This window comes from Synechococcus sp. PCC 6312, assembly GCF_000316685.1.
Lineage (GTDB): Bacteria > Cyanobacteriota > Cyanobacteriia > Thermosynechococcales > Thermosynechococcaceae > Pseudocalidococcus.
This window is the reverse complement of the sequence record NC_019680.1, coordinates 3405496-3425069: the sequence shown is the minus strand read 5'-3', so window position 1 is coordinate 3425069 and position 19574 is coordinate 3405496. Positions and strand designations below refer to the sequence as shown.

Genomic DNA, 19574 nt, shown 5'->3' with positions numbered 1-19574 from the left:
TCTACTTGATTAAGTTGATATTCATTGTGAACTAGGTTATCTGTTTTTTTTTAGTACTCATATTTATTATTTTATTAAAAGTAGGGAAATTCCTTTCTAAAAATGTCCCTAAGTCTAGCTCCGGTTCAAACAATACTCCAAAATAAGGTGGAATAATGGAAATTACTCCTTTTATTTTTGCTGATGCAGGTTTATTTAATTGTTTAAGCTCCTTCTTTATTTCTGATAAGAGTTCAACTATTTGAATAGGGTTTTCCGCTGTACTCAAGTTAATTTTTTCAATTTCTTCACAAATTTCTGCAACTACTATTTCTGCTTCTTCTTCTGGAATCTCAATAGAGACAGATTGCCTTGACAAAATTGTCCAATATTCTTTTTCAAAAGGTTCCATCTCTTTTTTTAGATCAGATATTTGTAATTTAATTCGCTCTTTTTCTTCGACTGGAGCAATTGATAATGCTTTTTCTTTGCCAAATATTTGTTGACGATAATTACTTACAATCTGATCAAGTTCATTTAGACGGCTGATATACATACCCTAAACCTTTAATTAGCAGAAATGATTTTTGAGCCTTAAAATATAAGTTATAGCAAGATATATTCAGAAGGCATTCATAAATTTAATCGGGATCCTATACGAAAGAAAGAACAAAGGTCAATCCCATATAAGAAAATTAGCTCACGTTTATCTTGATAATGGAGCAGGTGCGCCACGTAACATCCCTTCTGTACTCAGATCCTCATCAATTTCATCCCAGTGGATACCATAACCACCCCCACACACTACCCAATTAGCCCGTTGCTCAGGTGTTGCATTAAATAACCTGGGATACCAAGCAAGAGGCACAGTAATAATCCGCCCATCCATTAAATCGACACTAATCGTTTCATCTGTGAAGTACACATTCTTGACCCGCTCATCGGCTCGAATTGCCAAAATACCCATACCAAGCCTCCAATAAGATTTTTTGATTCTCCTGAACCATTGATAGCAATTTCCGAAGTTCCTTGGCACTAAAACCAACATTTCTAGCTAGGCTAACTGGTTCCAGCCAAAACTTTACCGATGAGTGATCACGATCAATATGAATGTGGGGTGGCTCATTGGGTTCATGGCTATAAAAGTAGAAACGGTAAGCACCAATCCGTAAAACTGTTGGCATAGTTCTAAGCTATATGCTGATTGCCATGTCTAACAATATCTCCAAGTGAACCTGGGCTATCTATCCTAAATCTTGGCTGAGTTTATATATATTTTCCTCAGTTACATTTTTGAATGACTTGCGAACCCATCCCCGCCTTGCGCTTAAATTACTCCGGCAATCATCAGGCCAAAACGCAGCCCAAACAACACTGCCAGGCCCCAGAGGACTCCATTGGTCTGCTCCGGTTTACCAGCGACCCATTTCAAGCAGGGATAGAGCATAATGCCCACCGCCAGGCCCTCGGCAATGGAATAGGCTAAGGGCATGATCAAGATGGTGGCAAAGGCAGGGATCGCTTCGGTGGGATCAGACCAAGCAATGGCCCGGACATTACTTATCATCAGGACACCGACCATAAATAGGGCGGGAACGGTGGCAAAGGCAGGAATTGAGGCAAACAAGGGCATGAATAAAAGTGAGAGAATAAATAATAGGGCAACAAATACCGCCGTTAACCCTGTCCGCCCCCCTACGGCCACCCCGGTTGCAGATTCGATATAGGCGGTGACGGTGGAAGTCCCCAACACGGCCCCCACAGTGGTTCCGATCGCATCGGCCATTAAGGCTTGTTGACCTTTGGGTAATTCCCCTTGTTCATTGAGATACCCGGCCTGGAGGGCAACCCCCGCCAATGTGCCAACCGTATCAAAAAGGTCAATAAACAGAAAGACAAACGTCACCAAAATAAATGAGGCTAGTTGATTGATCTCCAGGCCCTGAAGCCCGACAAAGGCTTGCCCAATTAAATGTCCAGGCCAGTGGGGAATGGCAATTAACGCTTTCGGCCAGGCGGCCACTCCCGAGAGCCAACCCAACAACGCTGTGATTAAAATCCCCCACAACAGTGAGCCAGGCACTCGCCGAGTTAACAGGCCGGCCGTAATTCCAATCCCAGCCATGGCAATTAAAGGTTCCGGGGTATTGAGGTTGCCCAGGGTCGTTTTGGTGACCGGATCCGCGACAATAATTCCCGCCGTTGCCAGGCCAATATAGGCAATAAATAAGCCAATCCCAGCCGCAATCGCCTGTTTGAGAGATAAGGGAATGGCTGTGATGATTAAGCTGCGAATTTTGGAGAGGGTGAGGGCAATAAAAATTAACCCTTCCACCAACACTGCCCCCAAGGCCAACCGCCAAGGAATCCCCAGCTTCAGGACAACGGTAAAGGCAAAAAACGCATTTAAGCCCATCCCCGGAGCTAAGGCAAAGGGGTAATTAGCCAACAGCCCCATCACCAATGTCCCCACCGCTGCCGATAGGGCCGTGGCAATCACCAACTCTGAGGTTAGGTCTGGGGGAGATTTCAGGAAAATCGCATTAGAAAGAATTTGGGGATTGACGATCAAAATATAGGCCATGGTCATAAAGGTGGTTAACCCGGCCACGGCCTCAATTTTGATACTGGTTCTAGCCTCGGATAGGCCAAAAAAGCGTTCTAAAAGACGAATCATGCCGTCAATTATAATTGCTTGACTTCCGTCACAAGCTGCGTCAAAACCTCTTTAGCTGAACCAAACATCATCATGGTTTTGTCTTTGTAGAACAGATCATTTTCGATGCCTGCAAAGCCCGCATTCATACTCCGTTTAATCACAATCGTATGGTGGGCCCGATCCACATCTAAAATCGGCATCCCATAGATTGGACTCCCTGGATTACTCCGAGCCGCCGGATTGACCACATCATTCGCCCCAATCACTAAGGCCACATCCACATGTTCAAATTCCGGGTTGATGTCGTCCATGTCCCGTAACTGGGGATAGGGTACATTGGCTTCGGCTAAGAGCACATTCATATGGCCTGGCATCCGGCCGGCAACGGGGTGAATCGCATATTTGACATCCACACCCAAGCGTTCCAACTGATCGGCCAATTCCTTGACACTATGCTGGGCCTGGGCCACTGCCATCCCATAACCGGGAATAATCACCACAGATTTGGCATAGCCGAGCATCATTGCTCCTTCTTCGGCCTCCAGGGTGCGAACAGGTTGTTGCGTCGTAGCTCCAGTTTCTCCAGCCACTGTTGCAGGCCCACTGCCAAAGCCACTAAACAGAACATTCAAGAGGGAGCGGTTCATGGCTTTACACATGATTTGGGTCAGGATTAACCCCGATGCCCCCACCAATGCCCCGGCGATGATTAGCATACTGTTGCCAACCACAAAACCCGCCGCACTGGCCGCCACCCCCGATAAGGAGTTCAATAGGGAGACCACAACGGGCATATCCGCGCCACCAATGGGGATGACCATCAAGACCCCGATCACACTGGCCACCGCCGTTAAGCCCCAAAACAAGGGAAGTTGATTCGGATCAACAAAGAGATAGGCACTGCCCGCTAAAAAGGCAATGACTAAAAAAGCATTCACGGCCTGTTGTAAGGGAAACCGGACGGGCGAACCTGGAATAATGCCCTGCAACTTGGCAAAAGCGACTAAGCTACCAGTCAGGGTAATCCCCCCAATCAGCACGCCCAACAAAATGGTGACTAAGGAACTGGTGGTTAAGGTTTCCCCGGTGGTGACTAATCGCCAAAACTCGCCCATGGCCACCAAGGCAGAAGCAGCACCCCCCAGGCCATTGAGAATCCCGACCATCTGGGGCATATCGGTCATCGCGACTTTATAGGCTAAAACCACCCCAATCGCACTGCCGAGAGCCATCGCCAACAGAATCATTTCAAAACTGACGACTTGCCGATCAATTAAGGTGACAATCACCGCCACGAGCATTCCGACAGCCGCTAACCGGTTGCCATTGCGGGCTGTGGCCGGGGAACCCAATTGCTTTAAGCCGACAATAAACAGCGCCGCCGCCGCCAAATAGCTCAGTTCTTGAATACTAATTAACCAATTACCCACGACTTAAGCCCCTTTCCGTTTGAACATTTGCAACATCCGATCGGTGACTAAAAAGCCACCCACCACATTCACCGTGGCCAAGACAATGGCAATTAAGCCGAAAATCACACTCAAATCAGTGCCACCTGCGCCCGCCATCAACAACGCCCCAATCACGGCAATTCCCGAAATGGCATTAGAACCAGACATTAATGGGGTATGTAAGGTGGGGGGAACTTTGTTAATGACTTCAAAGCCAACAAAACTAGCCAGGACAAGAATTATCAAGCCCACTAAGACAGGATCATTCATAGAGTTCTCCAAAAAAATTATCAGGGTTGAGTCGCCAGAAGTAAGGATTGAAGAAGTGAGTCAACCTTGGATTGCGTTGAAACTGCCTCCTCTTGCCTCGCCGCTACCCCCTAAACACCGATAGTTTCCAGTTGGTGCAAGGCTTGCTTCACCCGTTCATTGCGAATTTCGCCGCCGTGGGTGACACAGGCCCCGCCAATAATGTCATCACTGAAGTCAAGGTTAAGTTCCCCGTCTTTGGTGAGATAGGTAAGCAAAGTCGAGATGTTTTTGGCGTACATTTGGCTGGCCTGGATGGCAAGGGATGAGGGTAAATTAATCGGCCCGATCACCGTGATCCCATTCCGGACAATTTCCCGGCCGGCTTCTGTCCAAGCACAGTTACCGCCCTGCTCGGCCGCTAAATCTACGACCACGGAACCTGGTTTCATGGCCAGCAACATCTCTTCAGTCACCAATAGCGGGGCGGTGCGGCCGGGCACTTGGGCCGTTGTAATCACCACATCGGCAGTGTGGACATGGGCAGCAATCGCTTCTTGGGTTTTCTGTTTGGCGGCCACCGAGACTTCCTTGGCATAGCCCCCGGCCGCAACGGTATCTTCTTCGAGGGCAACTTCCACAAACTTGGCCCCGAGGCTTTGGACTTCTTCTTTCACCGCCGGCCGAATATCAAAGGCCTCCACAATCGCCCCTAACCGCCGCGCTGTCGCAATCGCTTGTAGTCCAGCTACTCCCGCTCCAATAATAAAGACCTTGGCCGGGGGAATTGTGCCTGCGGCTGTGGTCAACATGGGGAAAAACTTGGGTAAGGCACTGGCCGCGACTAAAACCGCTTGATATCCGGCTACCCCAGCTTGAGAGGACAACGCATCCATGACTTGGGCCCGACTACTGCGGGGAATTAATTCCAGGGCAAAGGCGGTAATGTTTTTCTCAGCCAAGCGTTGGATGTGCTCGGGATTGCTGAGGGGACTCAAGAAACTAATCAAGGTTGAACCTGGCCGGAGCCAATCAATTTCCCGCTCCCGTAACGGCGCAACTTTGAGCAAGACATCCACATCGCCCCAGACCTGTTCCAACTCAGTCTTGATTTCGGCCCCCGCGGCCTGGTAGTCGGCATCACTGTAAAAGGATAATTCTCCGGCTCCGGCTTCGACAAGAACGATGTAGCCTTTTTTGACGAGCTTGGCCACCGTATCTGGATTTAATGCGACGCGCCGTTCTGCGACTTCTCGCTCCTTAACAACCCCAATTTTCATAAGCCTTTAGTAAATCAATAATGCGTGTTGTCTCCCAGGCTACTGTGATCCCCATTGGGCGATGGACATTATCAAGATTCAGCATCAAAATTCAACAACTCTTAGCATTTTGGTGATGTTGATCACGTAATAAATACCTAGTGAAACCATATTATGACTGATGATAAAAGCTATCCCATACCACATCACAACTCAATAAAATCAGCAGATTTGTTTAAGTCTGGTAATGAATTTGTTGAGCTCCTGGGCTCTTCCTTTTGAGATGTCATTAATAGTTGGTTTCTGATCAGCATCTCACTGGTAATCTCTAACACCTGCAACAGCAATTAAGTCGGACTTGTCCTAAGAAATATGCCTATGGCCGGGTGTGAATCACAGTAGTCGCATTTTCTGGAGGTCTATTCCTAGGGCCATCGGCTGTGACTCCATGCTCTCCCCTTCCTCAGCCCAGTTACGACAGGCCGCAGTCCCCATCGTCATCAACCCGAGCCTAGGTAGTTTTCAACCGATTAGCCCCATAGGAGGATAGAACCACTAACAACCCACCCATCCATTGGCCAAGACTAGGCTGCTCACCAATCATCACCACCGCACTGGCCACGCCAAAAACAGGAATCAAGGCAATATAAAACGCGGCCTGGCTCACAGGTAAATTTTGCAAGGCCATCAGATACAGCAGGAACGCCAAAGCATATTGCATAATGCCTGAACCGACGGCCAGCAGCCAAAACTGGGGTGGAATATCAGCCGCATTGACTTCATAGGTTGGGTTAATCATTGATAGGGCACTAAAACAGAAGACGGTCACAATCAAGCCCACCAACTGCTGCGATGAGGTGAGGTGTAGCGGATCAACTGATGCGATCTGCTTCTTACTCAAGAGAACGTAACAAACAGCAAAAACAACCCCCATCAACACCAGGACATTCCCGACTAACGAAGCATGATTGGGGTTTTGAGCATCCTGAAACATCAACAACAGGACACCGACAAAGCTGATGCCAGCTAGTAATAATTTCATCCGCGTCAATTTTTCCCCGAGAAATACGGCTGCGAATAAAATCGTTAAAATCACTTCCGATGCACCGATCAGGGTGACATTACTGGCGGTTGTCATTTGGATACCAAAAATCCCGACCATGTAGGCTAAGGCTGGTTCAAAGATCCCTGCAAATCCCCGCTTGATCTGCGGCCAGGTATAAGGAAGTTGCCGATCTCTCAAATAGCAAGCTAGGGTCAGAAACACCACACTGGAGGAGAGTTGAATCATCAGGAGTGTGGTTGCGGAAATCTCCGTGAGGGCGATTTTCGTTAGTGTTACCCCAACCCCCCAGAAGCAGGCGTAACCGAGGGCAATCAAAATACTTTTCATATATGCAGCAGTTGACGATATTTTTGTTCAACGGGACAGTGATCAGCCGGACAGACTTCCTCCTCACAGAGGCGACACATCACAAAATTCCGTAACTCGCTCGTGGTCATCGCAGTCAGCATCTTTTCAAGCAGGTTAGTCAGTTGCTTGCGCTCAGTCTCTGTCAGAGTGCCCAGGGCCAACTGCAATTGTTCTCGCCGCTGAGAGAGAATGGCTTGCCGTCGTTGATGCCCCGCATCCGTGAGAAACAAAGCCAATGTCCGACCATCCACGCCAGGCCGTCGCTCAACCAGATTTTCTGCTGCTAAACGGTCAATCAACCTCACAGTTCCGGGATGGGAAAGATTAAGAATTTGGCGTAGGGCATTAATCGAGAGGCCAGGATCAGCCCCCAACGTCACCAGTGCCGCCGCCGTCTCGCCACCATGTCCAGCCTGAACGGCAACGACAGCATTTAAAGAATCCATAATACTGAGAGCTAGCGCACCCAAAAGATTCAAGGTTCTGGCGTTATCCATAGTCGGGACAAAAACAAATCAAAACTTTAAATAATATATGTATTATACATATTTATTTGGAACCACAAAGCAAGTCTTACCGTTGAGAATAGGTCTTTCTGGGGTAGTCTCTTCTTGTCCATAACGTTTCAGAGGCTTCAGTGCCAAAGACTCAGGGGCATAATTTAAGAAATCAGGTCAGGGGGTCAAGGTAGCAATGATTAACTCAGTCCCACACATCCGACTCCCTCATTTTCCCAAGGGGGTTCTGGTGCTCCTTTGCGGGGTGCTTTGGCTGCTAGCAGGTTGTACTCTGCCCCAAGTCCAGGCCAGGGAACGATTATTTTTACCCCTAGAAATCAATTTTTTAGGATCATCTCAACTCCCAAATCAAGAGTTTAATGGGACAAAAGTAGGAGGACTTTCGGGAATCACCTTTGACCGCCAAACCAATCAGTACTATGCCATCAGTGACGACCGCCAACAGCCTCGGTTTTATACCCTTAAGTTGCAACCACCCGCCCCAGCCCAAACTCCGGCCGAAATTACCCAAGTCACATTTTTACAAGATCAGCAATCGGCCCCCTTTGCCCCCAACACTGCCGACCCGGAAGGCATTGCCCTCACCCCCGAAAAGACGCTGTTGATTAGTAGCGAAGGGGTGAAAGACCAGGCCCCGCCGTTTATCCGAGAATTTAGTTTAGATGGCATTGAAAAACTGCAATTTCGGCTTCCCAGTTACTACAGTGCTCATCCTGACCCCGAAAAACCAGCGCAAGGAGTCCAAAATAACCAAGGCTTTGAATCTCTCACCCTCAACCCCGCCGGAGATCGGTTATTTGTCGCTACGGAAACCGGATTAATCCAAGATTTAGACCCAGAAAACAAAACTATTCCTGTAGCCCGGATTTTGCATTATTTACGGGGAGATGTCCAACCCATCTTAATTTCTGAACACGCCTATCAATTGGAGCCAACCCCAAATACTGCTGTGGCCAATGGCCTGGTGGAGTTGTTAGCCCTCGATAATGGCGGACATTTCCTCAGTTTGGAGCGGACATTTAGCCTGACTCAGGGCTTTGGGATCAAGTTATTTCAAGTTTCCTTGGGCGGGGCAGCGGATATTACAACCCTGAAAAAACTCCCCCCAGGCCTGCAGGGGATCAAACCCATCCGCAAAACCTTGCTGTTAGATTTAGGAATCTTGGGGATCACCTTAGATAATTTGGAGGGAATGACCTTGGGCCCCCAATTGGCTGATGGCAGTTCAAGCCTCTTAATCATTGGCGATAATGACTTTCAAGCCAAGCGCACCACCCAAATTCTCTGGTTTAGCCTCACTGGCCTGGGACAAAGCTAATCAGAGGCGGCTAATATGGGGGAAAGTTAAACGCCGGATTTATTTGAGTAGCTACAAAATTTATGCCTTGGCCCTTTTCCCAACCTGTTAAAAAACAAATTGCCCGGATTGAAATCTCAGGGGCGATCATGGGGGCAACCCGCAAACGTGTCTTAAAAGCCCTAAAAACCGTGGAAGAGCGGGGATTTCCAGCCCTGTTGTTACGCATTGACAGCCCAGGGGGAACGGTCGGGGATTCCCAGGAAATTTATGCCGCCCTGAAACGCCTCCGAGAAAAAATGAAGATTGTCGCTAGTTTTGGCAATATTTCCGCATCCGGTGGGGTCTATATCGGCATGGGAGCAGAACATATTGTGGCCAATCCGGGGACGATTACGGGCAGTATTGGCGTGATTCTCCGGGGAAATAACCTTGAGGTACTCCTAGAGAAAATTGGTATTTCCTTCAAAGTGATTAAATCCGGCCCCTATAAGGACATCTTGGCCTTTGACCGGGAACTGACCGAGGATGAAAAAAACATTCTCCAAGACTTGATTGATACCAGCTACGGGCAATTTGTCCAAACCGTGGCCGAGGGACGTAACCTGAGTGAAGAAACTGTGCGCTCCTTTGCCGATGGGCGGGTGTTTACGGGACAACAGGCCTTGGGCTTGGGCTTGGTGGATCGCTTAGGGACAGAGGAAGATGCCAGGCGGTGGACAGCGGAATTAGCGGGCCTGGATGTGGAGAAAACCAAGCTCATTCCGATTGAAGAACCCAAGTCGTTGATAAGTCGCCTCTTGCCAAGTCGGGGAGAAACTCAAACCCAAAATCAGGATGTGGTGTCACGGGTGCTGGGCCTGGGGCAAGATTGGATCGAATTTGAACTGGCAACGAGCGGCCTCCCCCTCTGGCTATATCGTCCTTGACCTTGATAGAGTAGGTAAATCATGGAGGATGTCAGTGTGGCGTGGCGAGTCCGAGCAATTCGTGGGGCAACGACGGCCGCTAGTAATACGATTCCGGCGATTCGGGAAGCGGTTCAGGAGCTATTAGACGAGATTGAAGCCCATAACCAGTTGGACTTGATGGAAGTTATTAGTGTGACGTTTTCAGTAACGCGGGATTTGGATCGGATTTTTCCGGCGGCGGTGGCTCGAGAACGTCCCCAATGGCAAACCATTCCCCTGATTGATATTCAACAAATGTATGTAGAAGGTGGCCTGGAGCGGTGTATTCGATGCTTAATTTATTTCAATACCCCCCAACCCCAGGCCCTGATCCAACATATTTATCTCCGCCAGGCCCGTGATTTACGCCCGGATTTAGCCCTGACTGCTTCTTATCTACACGCTAGCCATCATTAATTTTTTCCATTGTTTGATTCTCTATCCCCCTCATAACCATTCCTATGACTACTGCTGTTGTTCAAGATTACATGACCACCAACCCTCACACCGTTAGCCCGACGGACTCGATTGAAACGGCGATTAAACTCATGGAGGAAAGGCAGGTGCGGGGTTTGCCTGTGGTGGATGAGGCTGGGAAATTGGTGGGCTTGATTACGGAAGCAGATTTAATTGTCCGAGAAGCCCCTTTAGAGCCGCCAGTGTATTTAACCTTGCTGGGGAGTGTGATTTATTTTGAGTCCCCAGAAAAGTTCCATCATCACCTTAAAAAAACGCTGGGGATGCAGGTTCAGGATGCAATGACCACTGATCCGGTTACAACCACCCCAACCACACCCATTTCTGAAGTTGCCCAGGCCATTGTCCATCACCACATCAGCCGATTACCTGTTTTAGATGAAACCGGGGGCCTGGTGGGAATCATTACGCGTCACGATTTGATGCAAGCCTTAAAGCTCTAGGTTCTGTTTAGATTAAATTGCAGAGTAATAATTGAATAAATACCCTGTTAGTCATGTTGTTAGACGACATCACTTAGAGCAAAATACTCGAATTTCTACGACAATTTTTTTTAGGAGCAGCGGGATCGATTTCACAGGCCAGGATTACTTCAATTCCTTCTTTTTCCAGGCCGATGTCAAGTCCCATGCAACCAGAGAAGAAACTTAATGCTCTCAACGTAGGTTTACTAACAGATTGTTGCGAGGAATGCTGTGACATCATTGGAGCAATAAAACAAGGCTAATTTCTCCTAGTCTATAGCAAGGTACAAAAGTAAAAAACTTACCCCAGGCCAGGCCATAGTCCATTTCTAAAATCCCCATCACCCAGGCCACGCCCAAACAGTATTTAAACCTTCCCAAAAAACCGAAAATCGTCCTGAAATCTTATCAGTTGGCAGAATCAAATACCCCAGGCCAGGCCCCGATCCATTTCAAAACTCCCCATCACCAGGCCCCACCCTAGCATTTTTAAACTTTTCCAAAGAACCGAGAATTTTTCTGAAGATTTATCAATAGACAAAAGAAAACGACCCAGGCCTGGATAAGGATAGCTAGAATATTATTTTTTAGTGCAAGTCTATGGCCACATCGTCCAAAAAGCTTACCCCAAGGATTGAAGCTGAGATTTCTCGACTATCAGGGGTTCTTAGCTGTGATCCAAAAATTCTGAGTGATTTCGCCTACTTTGTTAAGGGGATTAAACCACCGCCACCGCCTAAACCGAAAGCCTTAACTTTTCCACGACTCAAAGCAGCCGTATATAAGCATTTCAATGTGACAACTACTCTTGAACTTAAAGAGTCGGGTAATTTTCAGATGGCCACAAACGGGATGAAGTTGAATTTAGGCAAAAAGGAGGCCTGGGAAGATATTTATCGCAAGTGGATTGGCATTTTACCGAATGAGGAAGGAGAAACAGGCAAGGACTGCATTAATGGGATCAATATCTTTAAATACGACTTACCTTGGCGGGTGTTTGGACTGGATCGACACACGGCAACTGAAGCAGAGATTAAAGAGACATATCGAAATTTAAGTAAGAAGTATCATCCCGACAATCCTGAAACAGGGGATGACAGAATTTTTCAACGGATCAATATTTTCTATCGTAGTTTATTGGGTAACGGCTAATGGCAAGGCAAATCTGGATTTCCACAGCTAAATTGATTGAAACTCTGAGAATTTCGGAAAAACAACTCATGGAGATTGAGGAATTTTTTGATGCTGATCCCTATGACAAGTGGAATTTAGAAGAAGGAAAAGACTACCGAGTAATCAATAAAACAAGGGGACTCCGAGAATACACGGATACGGGGGCTTATGCCATTGCTTCTTACCTAGAGGAGAAACACCGGGCAGAAAATAAAGGTTTTATGGGTTGGCTTAAAGAGTTTATTCGGAAGTTAAAGGGGGATGTCAGAAAAACATTTGTCAAAGAAAAGATTCTCTATAATACCTCATCTCTTGTCAAGAGAAATAATATTTACCTTATAGATGAGAGAGATACAGTTGCAATTTTCGGCACTCGTAGAGATTATTTGAGGAAAATTTTCCAACTTGCCCAACGGGAAGAAAATCCATTACTTCCCAATCAAGACTATGATGATTCTCTCAAAGAGGGTATTCGTTATTACTCACTGAGTGGATTCTTGAAGCTGTCTAGGGTTTTTCACAAGGAGTTAACTAATAAGAACCGAAAAGAGTGGTGTCTTGATGCGGGTTCGTCCATTCCTTCCCATGTATCTGAAATTATTAAGCTCATTGAAGATCGAAAAAAGCGGATCGATAAAGCTAAGTCACTGGCTGAAAATAGGGATGGACATAAATGTAAAGTGACTGGACAAAAGCGTTCAGATAGTAAAATCAACGAAATTCAACTTCATGGACATCATTTATTTTCTGCTGCTTACTATCCTCATTTAGCTGATTCAGTGGAAAATATTATTACCCTTAAGAAAGAAGTCCATGATGATTTTCATCAAGTTATGGGTGGAAAAGGTAAACCTTGCACAATTGATGATTTCATACACTATGTTAAAGATCACTATCCTGAAAAATTAGAATTAATCACTTGGTTGCATGGGCAGAAAGCAAAAATTCCCTCTACTATCATTCCTAAAGATGCTCCAATGGTTTTGTATTTACCACCAAGTAGAGTCATGCAAAATAACTGAGACAAGACTTTGATGGAATTTCTTAAAACTACAACCGCCCAATCGCAATCCCCATGAGCATGACCCGATCAATCACATGAATCACCCCATTATCTGCTTCCACATCCGGCATAATCACCGTGGCGTTTTTCGCTTCAAACTTACCGTTACTGGCATTAATCGGAATCACCGAGCCTTCCACTGAAGTTAACTTGTCCACACCGACTAAATCCGCTTTTTTCCAAATGCCAGGCACCACATGAAATTTCAGTATCCGAGCCAATTGCGGTGTGTTTTGTACCAACGTTTGAATTGTTCCCGCAGGTAATTGGGCAAAGGCTGAATCCACAGGCGCAAACACCATAAACGGGCTTGGGCAGATGTCATAATATATGGGTTTTCATACCATCCTATTTTTATGAAAGTCAAAGATTTGTCGGTCGAAGAGCTTAAGCTATTGATCCAAGAAACGGTGGCCGAAACCCTTGACACTCTCCTGATTGACCCTGATGCTGGTAAGGAACTAAAATCAGAAGTGAAGCAACAACTTCTTGATTCTTTGCAGCAGACTCAAGCAGGTAAACGGGGAATTTCAGCCGATGACGTAGCCAGAAAGCTTGGGCTATCTTGGTAATGACCTATAGCGTAGAATTCACTCCAGAAGGATTGAAAGACTTTGAACAGCTAACATCAAGTATTCAAGCCCGTATTTTGCGAAAGATTCGTTGGCTTTCTGAGAACAATGTTTTTAACTTAAGTCATCTTCAGTGAGATTAGCGATTTTCATCAAAGACCTTAACGTTCCAATCTTCAAATCCTGATTACGATGGACAGGAATAGAGATAATCTGAAGCGTCTGAGGATTTTCATAAATATGATGGCTGCCTGTTACGCGTTGTAAAATCCATCCTCTTTTTTCAACAATTTTACATAGTCTCTTGCCAGAAACAGATTTCATACAGCAATTTCAATCTTTGTTTCAGCCGGTTCGTTTGTATCCCTCATATTCGCAACGTCTAGCCAGCCCTGAATTGCATCCTGTAAATTTGCCATCAACTCTTCTTTCGTTTCTCCTTCCGTAATACAGCCAGGAAGTGCAGGAACCTCAGCCCAATAGCCGCCTTCTTCAGCATTATGAATAATCACGGTTAGTTTCATCAGGTGTTACTTCCTCTTCTAGCAAATTTAGCGTTCAGACCTCTTTACTCGAAGTTTATACCTCCCAGCTTGATCGATGGAGCTTTTTGCTTGAACGTTTGACCTCTGAGCTTGACTGATGGAGCTTTTTACTCGGAACTTGCACCTCTGAGCATGAACAATGGAGCTTTTTGCCCAGAATTTGCCCCTCTGGACTCCAATGATGCAGCTTTTTGCTCGGAACTTGCACCTTTGAGCTTAAACGATGGAGCTTTGAGCAGCGCAATTTACAAAAATGCCCTTAAAGCCGCCCAATCGCCAGGCCCATGAGCATCACCCGATCAATCACATGAATCACTCCATTATCCGCTTCCACATCCGGCATAATCACCGTGGCATTTTTGGCTTCAAACTTACCATTACTGGCATTAATCGGAATCACCGAACCTTCCACCGAAGTTAACTTATCCACACCGACCAAATCCGCTTTTTTCCAAATGCCTGGAACCACATGAAACTTGAGAATCCGGGCCAGTTGAGGAGTGTTTTGCACCAAGGTTTGAATCGTTCCCGGGGGTAATTGGGCAAAGGCCGCATCCACAGGCGCAAACACCGTAAATGGGCCGGGGCTGTTGAGAACATCCACTAAATTAGCTACTTTAACCGCCGTTACCAGGGTTTGAAAATTCTCATTTCCGACTGCAATTTCCACAATCGTTGCCATTGTTCTTTCCTCATTAATAAATTGTGTGCAAACCCGTTCAATGAGTTTTAGCGATAGTCTTGAGACTGAATATTCCGCAGCCGGGCCTCTGGGCGTTTGAACCGATCCATTTGGGCTTCAAAAAATTGCCGATTCGCCATTAAATGATCTGGGTCTTGATCATCAAGGGGATAAAGTAATGCCGTCCGGAGGGCTTGAATAACCGCCGAAGTCACGTTATACATCGAACGCTGGAATGTAATCCCCAACTGAATCAACATATCATCATCACCCCGGCAATATTGTTTGTAGTAATCCAACAAATAGGGGGGTAAAAAGTGAAGCATATCCTGCATTAACAGTGTTGGCGGAATCCCGGCTGAACCCACAGGAAACACATCGGCATAGAGAATTCCATAGTGAAAGTCTTTTTGGTCTGAAGGCACTTGGTTGGCCTGGGCATTGTAGGATTTGGTTCCCCGGAATGGAGACGTGCGATAAAACACCGCTTCCACATAGGGCAAGGCCGCCTCATACAGCCAAGTAAAGCCTTTCGATTTAGGAATAATTTCGTAGCACTCGCCATCAATATAAACATGGTGATAAATTGGCCGCCCGGCAATCGCAAAAATCCCATTCACCAAGAAATTCATCGCATCCGGAACACCCTTAAATCCGCCTTCATCGTAAATATCCGACATTTCAAAAAAGACAGGCGCCATGATTTCCCAGAACAGGCCCAAGTTGGCGTAATAGGAGAGTTGCCGCACCTGCTCATAGAACATATCGGGAAACGCTTTATACAGGCCCAGCATGATTGGATTGCCTTTAAAGTAGGCCCGAATTGCCCGATCCGCATTGGCTTTGTATTCATCGGTGTCCAAATAGGGGTCAAATTGCCCACCCATGCCCCGATGCCAAAGCATAGCCCGCATACATTCTTCAGCAAATTCCATATTGATCCGGTCGTGCCAGAGGTGATGGAAAATTTTGGGCAGGTTTTGTTTCATTTCCCCCTTGGCCATAAATTCCAAAAGTTCAGGATGGGCCGTTGCTTCTCCCCGCCAAATCCGTAAATCAGCCGTGTCTCCAGCGTAGTGGTTATGTAAATCCAAATATTCCTGGGGTAAGAAATACTTAAAGGCCGGCAAGGGGTTCAAAAATACTCGCTCGGCAATGTAGAGCAAATCCCGCCAGTAGAAATCCATCGGCACAGCATAGGCTTTATAAATCCCAATGATCTGCATCAGGTTTTCTGGCGTATCGGGCAGCATCGACCCCCCGGCCTCTAAGCGATGGATCACCTCGGCAAATTCATGGGTGGAAGGAGGAATTTTGGTGTTGGGTGGATTTAAGGTCGCGGTTGTCATGGTCTTGTTCTCACGTGCAAGGATTTACTGAAGCAACTAGGTTTACTGGGCAATTAAATCTGGAACATCGGCTGCCAAAGTTGGAGTTGGTGGCTGGGCAATGATGGCGGAGGGTAAGTTCGGGGCAGCCGCAATCATGGCCGCAGTTGTAGATTCTGGCCAACGGACTAACCCAGACGGTTGAATCCCAAAATAGAAAATTACCAGGACTAAAATCAGGGCTGGGACTCGCTCATTCCACTCCACCTTGGGAAAATAGGCGATGGCGTTATCCAGTTTGCCGAAACAGGTGCGGTTCAATAGAATGACAAAATAAACCGCTGTCAACCCGGTTCCGACCACACAAAGCAAGGTTTGGGCTGGGAAAATTGCATAGCTGCCTTGGAAAACCAAAAACTCCGAAATAAACCCGACCAGGCCAGGGATCCCCGCACTAGCCATACCACCAAGGATCAACAAGGCACTGACGAAGGGCAAGCCCCGAATCGGATTCATTAAACCATTAAGGACATCCAATTCCCGTGTTCCCACTTTGGTTTCAATCACCCCAACCAGATGGAACAGAATCGCCAAAATTAGCCCGTGAGCAACCATTTGCGACACTGCCCCGACCAAGCTCAAATCCGTTAAGGCCGCTCCACCGAGGAGGATATAGCCCATGTGACCAATGGAACTGTAGGCCACCATCCGTTTAATGTCTTTCTGGGCAATGGCCACCGTCGCGCCATAGAGCACGCTAACGGCTGCCCAAGTGGCCAGGCCAGGCGCGAGAGTGGCCCAAGCATCGGGAAACAGTCCCAAGCCAAAGCGGAAAATCCCATAGGCTCCCAGTTTCGCCAAGACCCCACCCAGCAAAATCGCAATCGGAGTTGAAGCGGCTACATAGGTATCCGGCAGCCAAGTGTGAAGCGGCACGAGGGGAATTTTGATCCCAAACCCGACCAAAATCAAGCCCAGCAAGACAATCTGCAACCAGGCCGGTAAGGCGTTCCCCATCACGGCTTCATAGGCAAAACTCTCTGCACCTTGCACCCAGACTAAGCTCAGGAAAGCCGCTAAAATCAAGGCTCCAGAGACGGCCGTATAGAGCAAAAATTTAATTGCGGCATAGTTGCGCTTCTCCCCACCCCAAATTGAGATCAGCAGATAAAACGGCACTAACTCGACTTCATAGAAGAGGAAAAACAGCAGTAAATTCTGGGCTAAAAATGCGCCGGCCACCCCACCCGCAACCAAAAGAATCAGACTGTAAAACAGCCGGGGCCGCTCAATTTGTTCTTTGCTGCTGTAAATCGCAATCCAGGTTAAAAAACTATTCAGGACTAACAAGGGTAATGAAAGGCCATCCACCCCCAATTGATAGTTCAGACCCAAGACATCCAACCAAGGGAGAAACTCAGGAAATTGCAACAGTGGTTCAGCCAGATTGAAATTTATAGCAATCCATAAACTCCAGGCCAGGCCAAGGCCACTGATGGTTAACGCGGCTAATTTCAGAAAGCGCAGGGGGATGAGGGGAATAGTCAAAGCCCCCAATATCGGCAACCAAATTAAGGTACTCAACATAGTTTGTTAACCCAAATCAGAAGTTAAGAGGTGTAGTATCGGGATAGCAAAGGGAGCTTAGGGGAGTAACAGTCGCCAGGTAATCCAGGCCACAAACACGGTTAAACCCACCACAATCGTAAAAATATAGGCTTGTCCACGACCGGTATTGCTGTATTTCAAGGTTTCACCCCCGAATAAGGATACGATCCCCACCAAGTTGACCACGCCATCAACAATGAAGCGATCAAACCAATCCACAATCCGGGAAGTCCAATCCACCACAAAGACGATGCTGGAGCGATAGATTTGGGGGGTATAGAGGTCATAGGCAAACAGGGCTTGTACTTTTTTCCAAGGCAGTTGGATCGGCTTAGGAATACCTTGCCCCACATACACCACGGCTCCCAGTCCAGCCCCTAGCAACGTTGACCAAATCAACAGGAAAGCCAAACTCTTGTTGAGAACAGCCCAACTGGGTAATAAATCGAGGGACTGAAGAATCAAGGGCAAATGCAATACAATTCCCAGCACAAACGTCATCGGCAAGGTAATTAACCAGATATTTTCCGGTGAGCGTTCCGTCATGGGTTGGGGCTTTCCGGCAAAGATCAGGCCAAATTCCCGCGTCATGGCAAAGGCCGCCAGCGCATTGACGACTAATACAATCCCGACTAAGACCGGATGTGACTCCCACAGTCCATCAGTAAGTTGCAACAGGGCCCAAAAGCCACCAAAGGGCGGTAGAGCCACTAAACCCGCTAGACCCACTAAAAAGCTAATCCCCACAATCGGCCGGCGAGTCCAGAGTCCTCCCAGTTGAGTTAAGTCTTGGGTAATGTTGTTCAAGACAATGGAACCACTACTCATCACCAACAGGGCCTGGGCCAAAGCATGGGTCAAAATTAACAGCAAGGCGGCCTGGGTTTGTCCCGTACCGACTGCAATGAAGATCAACCCCATGTAGGCACTAACGGTATAGGACAGAGCCCGCTTCACGTCAATTTGGGCAATGGAAATTAAGGTTCCCCCAATCGCTGTTAAAGCTCCAATGGCAATCGTGGCGGTGACGACAACCGGAGACAAGGCTAAGACGGGCTGTAATTTGACTAAGACCCAGGCCCCGGTGGCCACCACCACAGAATTCCGCAAAATCGTACTGGGTAGCGGCCCCTCCATCGCTTCATCCAACCAGAGATGCAAGGGAAACTGGGCGCATTTCCCCATTGGCCCAGCCAGTAGTCCTAATCCTACTAATGTCGCTAAGGCCGGATCCACATTGGCTGTTGCGGCCCAAGTGGCCAAACCGTTAAAGTCCCAGGTGCCGGCCAAGGGATAAATTGCCAATACCCCCATCAATAAGAAGAGGTCGCCCACCCGTTTTGTTAAAAAGGCATCCCGCGCCCCGGTCACGACTAAAGGCTGGTTGTACCAAACTCCCACCAAAAGATAAGTTCCCAGGGTAAGAATTTCTAGAATCATGTAGCCAAAAAATAGGGAGTTACAGAGAACTAAGGCACACATCCCGGCCTCAAACATAGCCAGCATCGCAAAGAATCGTGACCAGCCCCAGTCCATTTCCAAGTAGCCGACCGCATAGACTTGAGCCAAGGCATTTAAGCCCGTAATCACCACACAGGCCCCAATCGTCACTGCCGAGATTTCCAGGGGTAAGGTCAGATCTAGTCCCGCCACATTTAACCAAGAAAAGTTGAGGTATTGGGGGGGAAGTTGCCAGGCCTGGGGTAAGGCCAAAAGACTATGAATCAGCGCAAACAGTGAAAATATCAGGTTGACATAACCCGCCGGCCTCGGCCCCGTCAGCCGAATTAGTCCAGGAGACCAAAAAATCGACAGGATCATCCCCATGATTGGATAGCTGGGGATCAGCCAAGCAGTATCTAATAAAAAGTGAGCCATAGAAATTA

At 47.4% G+C, this 19574-nt stretch carries 23 protein-coding genes and 1 pseudogene; 7 read left to right on the top strand and 17 right to left on the bottom strand.

The window, feature by feature from the left end; translation table 11 throughout:
- Positions 1 to 31: 31 nt before the first annotated feature.
- The 9 genes from SYN6312_RS16640 to SYN6312_RS16605 form a co-directional block, all read right to left on the bottom strand.
- Positions 32 to 535: a hypothetical protein gene (locus SYN6312_RS16640; protein ID WP_015126061.1), complete on the bottom strand. Its 504-nt coding sequence runs from the start codon at positions 533 to 535 to the stop codon at positions 32 to 34.
- 150 nt (positions 536 to 685) lie between these two features.
- Complete coding sequence (locus SYN6312_RS16635; RefSeq protein ID WP_015126060.1) at positions 686 to 946, bottom strand: DUF2442 domain-containing protein; 261 nt, start codon at positions 944 to 946, stop codon at positions 686 to 688.
- On the bottom strand, positions 918 to 1163 hold the full coding sequence (locus SYN6312_RS19210) for a DUF4160 domain-containing protein (protein ID WP_015126059.1): 246 nt from the start codon (positions 1161 to 1163) through the stop codon (positions 918 to 920). The genes SYN6312_RS16635 and SYN6312_RS19210 overlap by 29 nt, the downstream gene beginning before the upstream one ends.
- Positions 1164 to 1306: 143 nt before the next feature.
- Positions 1307 to 2656 (bottom strand): NCS2 family permease, encoded by a 1350-nt coding sequence (locus tag SYN6312_RS16630; RefSeq protein WP_015126058.1) that lies wholly within the window; start codon positions 2654 to 2656, stop codon positions 1307 to 1309.
- Between the two features lie 8 nt (positions 2657 to 2664).
- A complete protein-coding gene (locus SYN6312_RS16625; protein WP_015126057.1) occupies positions 2665 to 4068 on the bottom strand; it encodes an NAD(P)(+) transhydrogenase (Re/Si-specific) subunit beta in 1404 nt (467 codons plus the stop codon).
- Positions 4069 to 4071: 3 nt separating this feature from the next.
- A complete protein-coding gene (locus tag SYN6312_RS16620; RefSeq protein ID WP_015126056.1) occupies positions 4072 to 4359 on the bottom strand; it encodes an NAD(P) transhydrogenase subunit alpha in 288 nt (95 codons plus the stop codon).
- A 110-nt stretch (positions 4360 to 4469) separates the two neighbouring features.
- The gene (locus tag SYN6312_RS16615) at positions 4470 to 5618 is read right to left on the bottom strand and encodes a Re/Si-specific NAD(P)(+) transhydrogenase subunit alpha (protein WP_015126055.1); all 1149 of its coding nucleotides are present in this window, start codon (positions 5616 to 5618) and stop codon (positions 4470 to 4472) included.
- A gap of 490 nt (positions 5619 to 6108) precedes the next feature.
- A complete protein-coding gene (locus tag SYN6312_RS16610; RefSeq protein ID WP_015126054.1) occupies positions 6109 to 6990 on the bottom strand; it encodes a DMT family transporter in 882 nt (293 codons plus the stop codon).
- On the bottom strand, positions 6987 to 7457 hold the full coding sequence (locus SYN6312_RS16605; RefSeq protein ID WP_253276380.1) for a MarR family winged helix-turn-helix transcriptional regulator: 471 nt from the start codon (positions 7455 to 7457) through the stop codon (positions 6987 to 6989). The genes SYN6312_RS16610 and SYN6312_RS16605 overlap by 4 nt, the downstream gene beginning before the upstream one ends.
- A 247-nt stretch (positions 7458 to 7704) precedes the next feature.
- Here SYN6312_RS16605 and SYN6312_RS16600 point away from each other — a divergent pair, with 247 nt between their 5' ends.
- The 4 genes from SYN6312_RS16600 (at position 7705) to SYN6312_RS16585 (ending at position 10696) form a co-directional block, all read left to right on the top strand.
- The gene (locus tag SYN6312_RS16600) at positions 7705 to 8847 is read left to right on the top strand and encodes an esterase-like activity of phytase family protein (RefSeq protein ID WP_015126052.1); all 1143 of its coding nucleotides are present in this window, start codon (positions 7705 to 7707) and stop codon (positions 8845 to 8847) included.
- 62 nt (positions 8848 to 8909) lie between these two features.
- Entirely contained in the window at positions 8910 to 9755 is an 846-nt protein-coding gene (gene sppA, locus SYN6312_RS16595; RefSeq protein WP_015126051.1) for a signal peptide peptidase SppA, read from the top strand.
- A 21-nt stretch (positions 9756 to 9776) separates the two neighbouring features.
- The gene (aroH, locus tag SYN6312_RS16590) at positions 9777 to 10193 is read left to right on the top strand and encodes a chorismate mutase (protein ID WP_015126050.1); all 417 of its coding nucleotides are present in this window, start codon (positions 9777 to 9779) and stop codon (positions 10191 to 10193) included.
- A gap of 44 nt (positions 10194 to 10237) precedes the next feature.
- Complete coding sequence (locus SYN6312_RS16585) at positions 10238 to 10696, top strand: CBS domain-containing protein (protein ID WP_015126049.1); 459 nt, start codon at positions 10238 to 10240, stop codon at positions 10694 to 10696.
- A gap of 258 nt (positions 10697 to 10954) precedes the next feature.
- Here the strand turns inward: SYN6312_RS16585 and SYN6312_RS20010 are convergent, their stop codons facing one another.
- A complete protein-coding gene (locus SYN6312_RS20010) occupies positions 10955 to 11098 on the bottom strand; it encodes a hypothetical protein (protein WP_156804854.1) in 144 nt (47 codons plus the stop codon).
- Between the two features lie 219 nt (positions 11099 to 11317).
- Between SYN6312_RS20010 and SYN6312_RS16580 the strand changes: the two genes are divergently transcribed.
- Both SYN6312_RS16580 and SYN6312_RS16575 read left to right on the top strand, forming a co-directional pair.
- Complete coding sequence (locus SYN6312_RS16580; protein WP_015126048.1) at positions 11318 to 11869, top strand: J domain-containing protein; 552 nt, start codon at positions 11318 to 11320, stop codon at positions 11867 to 11869.
- On the top strand, positions 11869 to 12912 hold the full coding sequence (locus tag SYN6312_RS16575; RefSeq protein WP_015126047.1) for a hypothetical protein: 1044 nt from the start codon (positions 11869 to 11871) through the stop codon (positions 12910 to 12912). Before SYN6312_RS16580 ends, SYN6312_RS16575 begins: the two co-directional genes overlap by 1 nt.
- Before the next feature lie 28 nt (positions 12913 to 12940).
- Here the strand turns inward: SYN6312_RS16575 and SYN6312_RS16570 are convergent.
- Positions 12941 to 13267, bottom strand: a pseudogene (locus tag SYN6312_RS16570) (fasciclin domain-containing protein); the annotation flags it as partial.
- A gap of 42 nt (positions 13268 to 13309) precedes the next feature.
- Here SYN6312_RS16570 and SYN6312_RS16565 point away from each other — a divergent pair.
- Positions 13310 to 13525: a hypothetical protein gene (locus SYN6312_RS16565; RefSeq protein WP_015126045.1), complete on the top strand. Its 216-nt coding sequence runs from the start codon at positions 13310 to 13312 to the stop codon at positions 13523 to 13525.
- A 114-nt stretch (positions 13526 to 13639) separates the two neighbouring features.
- Here the strand turns inward: SYN6312_RS16565 and SYN6312_RS16560 are convergent, their stop codons facing one another.
- The 6 genes from SYN6312_RS16560 to SYN6312_RS16535 form a co-directional block, all read right to left on the bottom strand.
- Positions 13640 to 13849, bottom strand: a complete 210-nt coding sequence (locus tag SYN6312_RS16560) for a type II toxin-antitoxin system HicA family toxin (RefSeq protein WP_015126043.1) — start codon at positions 13847 to 13849, stop codon at positions 13640 to 13642.
- Positions 13846 to 14049, bottom strand: coding sequence for a type II toxin-antitoxin system HicB family antitoxin (locus SYN6312_RS16555; RefSeq protein WP_015126042.1), 204 nt, complete (start codon positions 14047 to 14049; stop codon positions 13846 to 13848). Before SYN6312_RS16555 ends, SYN6312_RS16560 begins: the two co-directional genes overlap by 4 nt.
- 280 nt (positions 14050 to 14329) lie before the next feature.
- A complete protein-coding gene (locus SYN6312_RS16550; RefSeq protein WP_015126041.1) occupies positions 14330 to 14752 on the bottom strand; it encodes a fasciclin domain-containing protein in 423 nt (140 codons plus the stop codon).
- A 47-nt stretch (positions 14753 to 14799) separates the two neighbouring features.
- Positions 14800 to 16101, bottom strand: coding sequence for a CO2 hydration protein (locus SYN6312_RS16545; RefSeq protein ID WP_015126040.1), 1302 nt, complete (start codon positions 16099 to 16101; stop codon positions 14800 to 14802).
- Between the two features lie 42 nt (positions 16102 to 16143).
- A complete protein-coding gene (locus tag SYN6312_RS16540) occupies positions 16144 to 17667 on the bottom strand; it encodes an NADH-quinone oxidoreductase subunit M (protein ID WP_015126039.1) in 1524 nt (507 codons plus the stop codon).
- Between the two features lie 57 nt (positions 17668 to 17724).
- Positions 17725 to 19566 carry an NAD(P)H-quinone oxidoreductase subunit F gene (locus SYN6312_RS16535; protein WP_015126038.1) on the bottom strand — a complete coding sequence of 614 codons (1842 nt, stop codon included), beginning with the start codon at positions 19564 to 19566 and terminating at the stop codon, positions 17725 to 17727.
- Between the last annotated feature and the right edge of the window lie 8 nt (positions 19567 to 19574).

Excerpts from the sequence above, each read along its gene's own strand:
- SYN6312_RS16640 (WP_015126061.1), bottom strand. The coding sequence starts at position 535 with ATGTATATCAGCCGTCTAAATGAACTTGATCAGATTGTAAGTAATTAT.
- SYN6312_RS16635 (WP_015126060.1), bottom strand. The coding sequence starts at position 946 with ATGGGTATTTTGGCAATTCGAGCCGATGAGCGGGTCAAGAATGTGTAC.
- SYN6312_RS19210 (WP_015126059.1), bottom strand. The coding sequence starts at position 1,163 with ATGCCAACAGTTTTACGGATTGGTGCTTACCGTTTCTACTTTTATAGC.
- SYN6312_RS16630 (WP_015126058.1), bottom strand. The coding sequence starts at position 2,656 with ATGATTCGTCTTTTAGAACGCTTTTTTGGCCTATCCGAGGCTAGAACC.
- SYN6312_RS16620 (WP_015126056.1), bottom strand. The coding sequence starts at position 4,359 with ATGAATGATCCTGTCTTAGTGGGCTTGATAATTCTTGTCCTGGCTAGT.
- SYN6312_RS16615 (WP_015126055.1), bottom strand. The coding sequence starts at position 5,618 with ATGAAAATTGGGGTTGTTAAGGAGCGAGAAGTCGCAGAACGGCGCGTC.
- SYN6312_RS16610 (WP_015126054.1), bottom strand. The coding sequence starts at position 6,990 with ATGAAAAGTATTTTGATTGCCCTCGGTTACGCCTGCTTCTGGGGGGTT.
- SYN6312_RS16605 (WP_253276380.1), bottom strand. The coding sequence starts at position 7,457 with ATGGATTCTTTAAATGCTGTCGTTGCCGTTCAGGCTGGACATGGTGGC.
- SYN6312_RS16600 (WP_015126052.1), top strand. The coding sequence starts at position 7,705 with ATGATTAACTCAGTCCCACACATCCGACTCCCTCATTTTCCCAAGGGG.
- sppA (WP_015126051.1), top strand. The coding sequence starts at position 8,910 with ATGCCTTGGCCCTTTTCCCAACCTGTTAAAAAACAAATTGCCCGGATT.
- aroH (WP_015126050.1), top strand. The coding sequence starts at position 9,777 with ATGGAGGATGTCAGTGTGGCGTGGCGAGTCCGAGCAATTCGTGGGGCA.
- SYN6312_RS16585 (WP_015126049.1), top strand. The coding sequence starts at position 10,238 with ATGACTACTGCTGTTGTTCAAGATTACATGACCACCAACCCTCACACC.
- SYN6312_RS16580 (WP_015126048.1), top strand. The coding sequence starts at position 11,318 with ATGGCCACATCGTCCAAAAAGCTTACCCCAAGGATTGAAGCTGAGATT.
- SYN6312_RS16575 (WP_015126047.1), top strand. The coding sequence starts at position 11,869 with ATGGCAAGGCAAATCTGGATTTCCACAGCTAAATTGATTGAAACTCTG.
- SYN6312_RS16565 (WP_015126045.1), top strand. The coding sequence starts at position 13,310 with ATGAAAGTCAAAGATTTGTCGGTCGAAGAGCTTAAGCTATTGATCCAA.
- SYN6312_RS16560 (WP_015126043.1), bottom strand. The coding sequence starts at position 13,849 with ATGAAATCTGTTTCTGGCAAGAGACTATGTAAAATTGTTGAAAAAAGA.
- SYN6312_RS16555 (WP_015126042.1), bottom strand. The coding sequence starts at position 14,049 with ATGAAACTAACCGTGATTATTCATAATGCTGAAGAAGGCGGCTATTGG.
- SYN6312_RS16550 (WP_015126041.1), bottom strand. The coding sequence starts at position 14,752 with ATGGCAACGATTGTGGAAATTGCAGTCGGAAATGAGAATTTTCAAACC.
- SYN6312_RS16545 (WP_015126040.1), bottom strand. The coding sequence starts at position 16,101 with ATGACAACCGCGACCTTAAATCCACCCAACACCAAAATTCCTCCTTCC.
- SYN6312_RS16540 (WP_015126039.1), bottom strand. The coding sequence starts at position 17,667 with ATGTTGAGTACCTTAATTTGGTTGCCGATATTGGGGGCTTTGACTATT.
- SYN6312_RS16535 (WP_015126038.1), bottom strand. The coding sequence starts at position 19,566 with ATGGCTCACTTTTTATTAGATACTGCTTGGCTGATCCCCAGCTATCCA.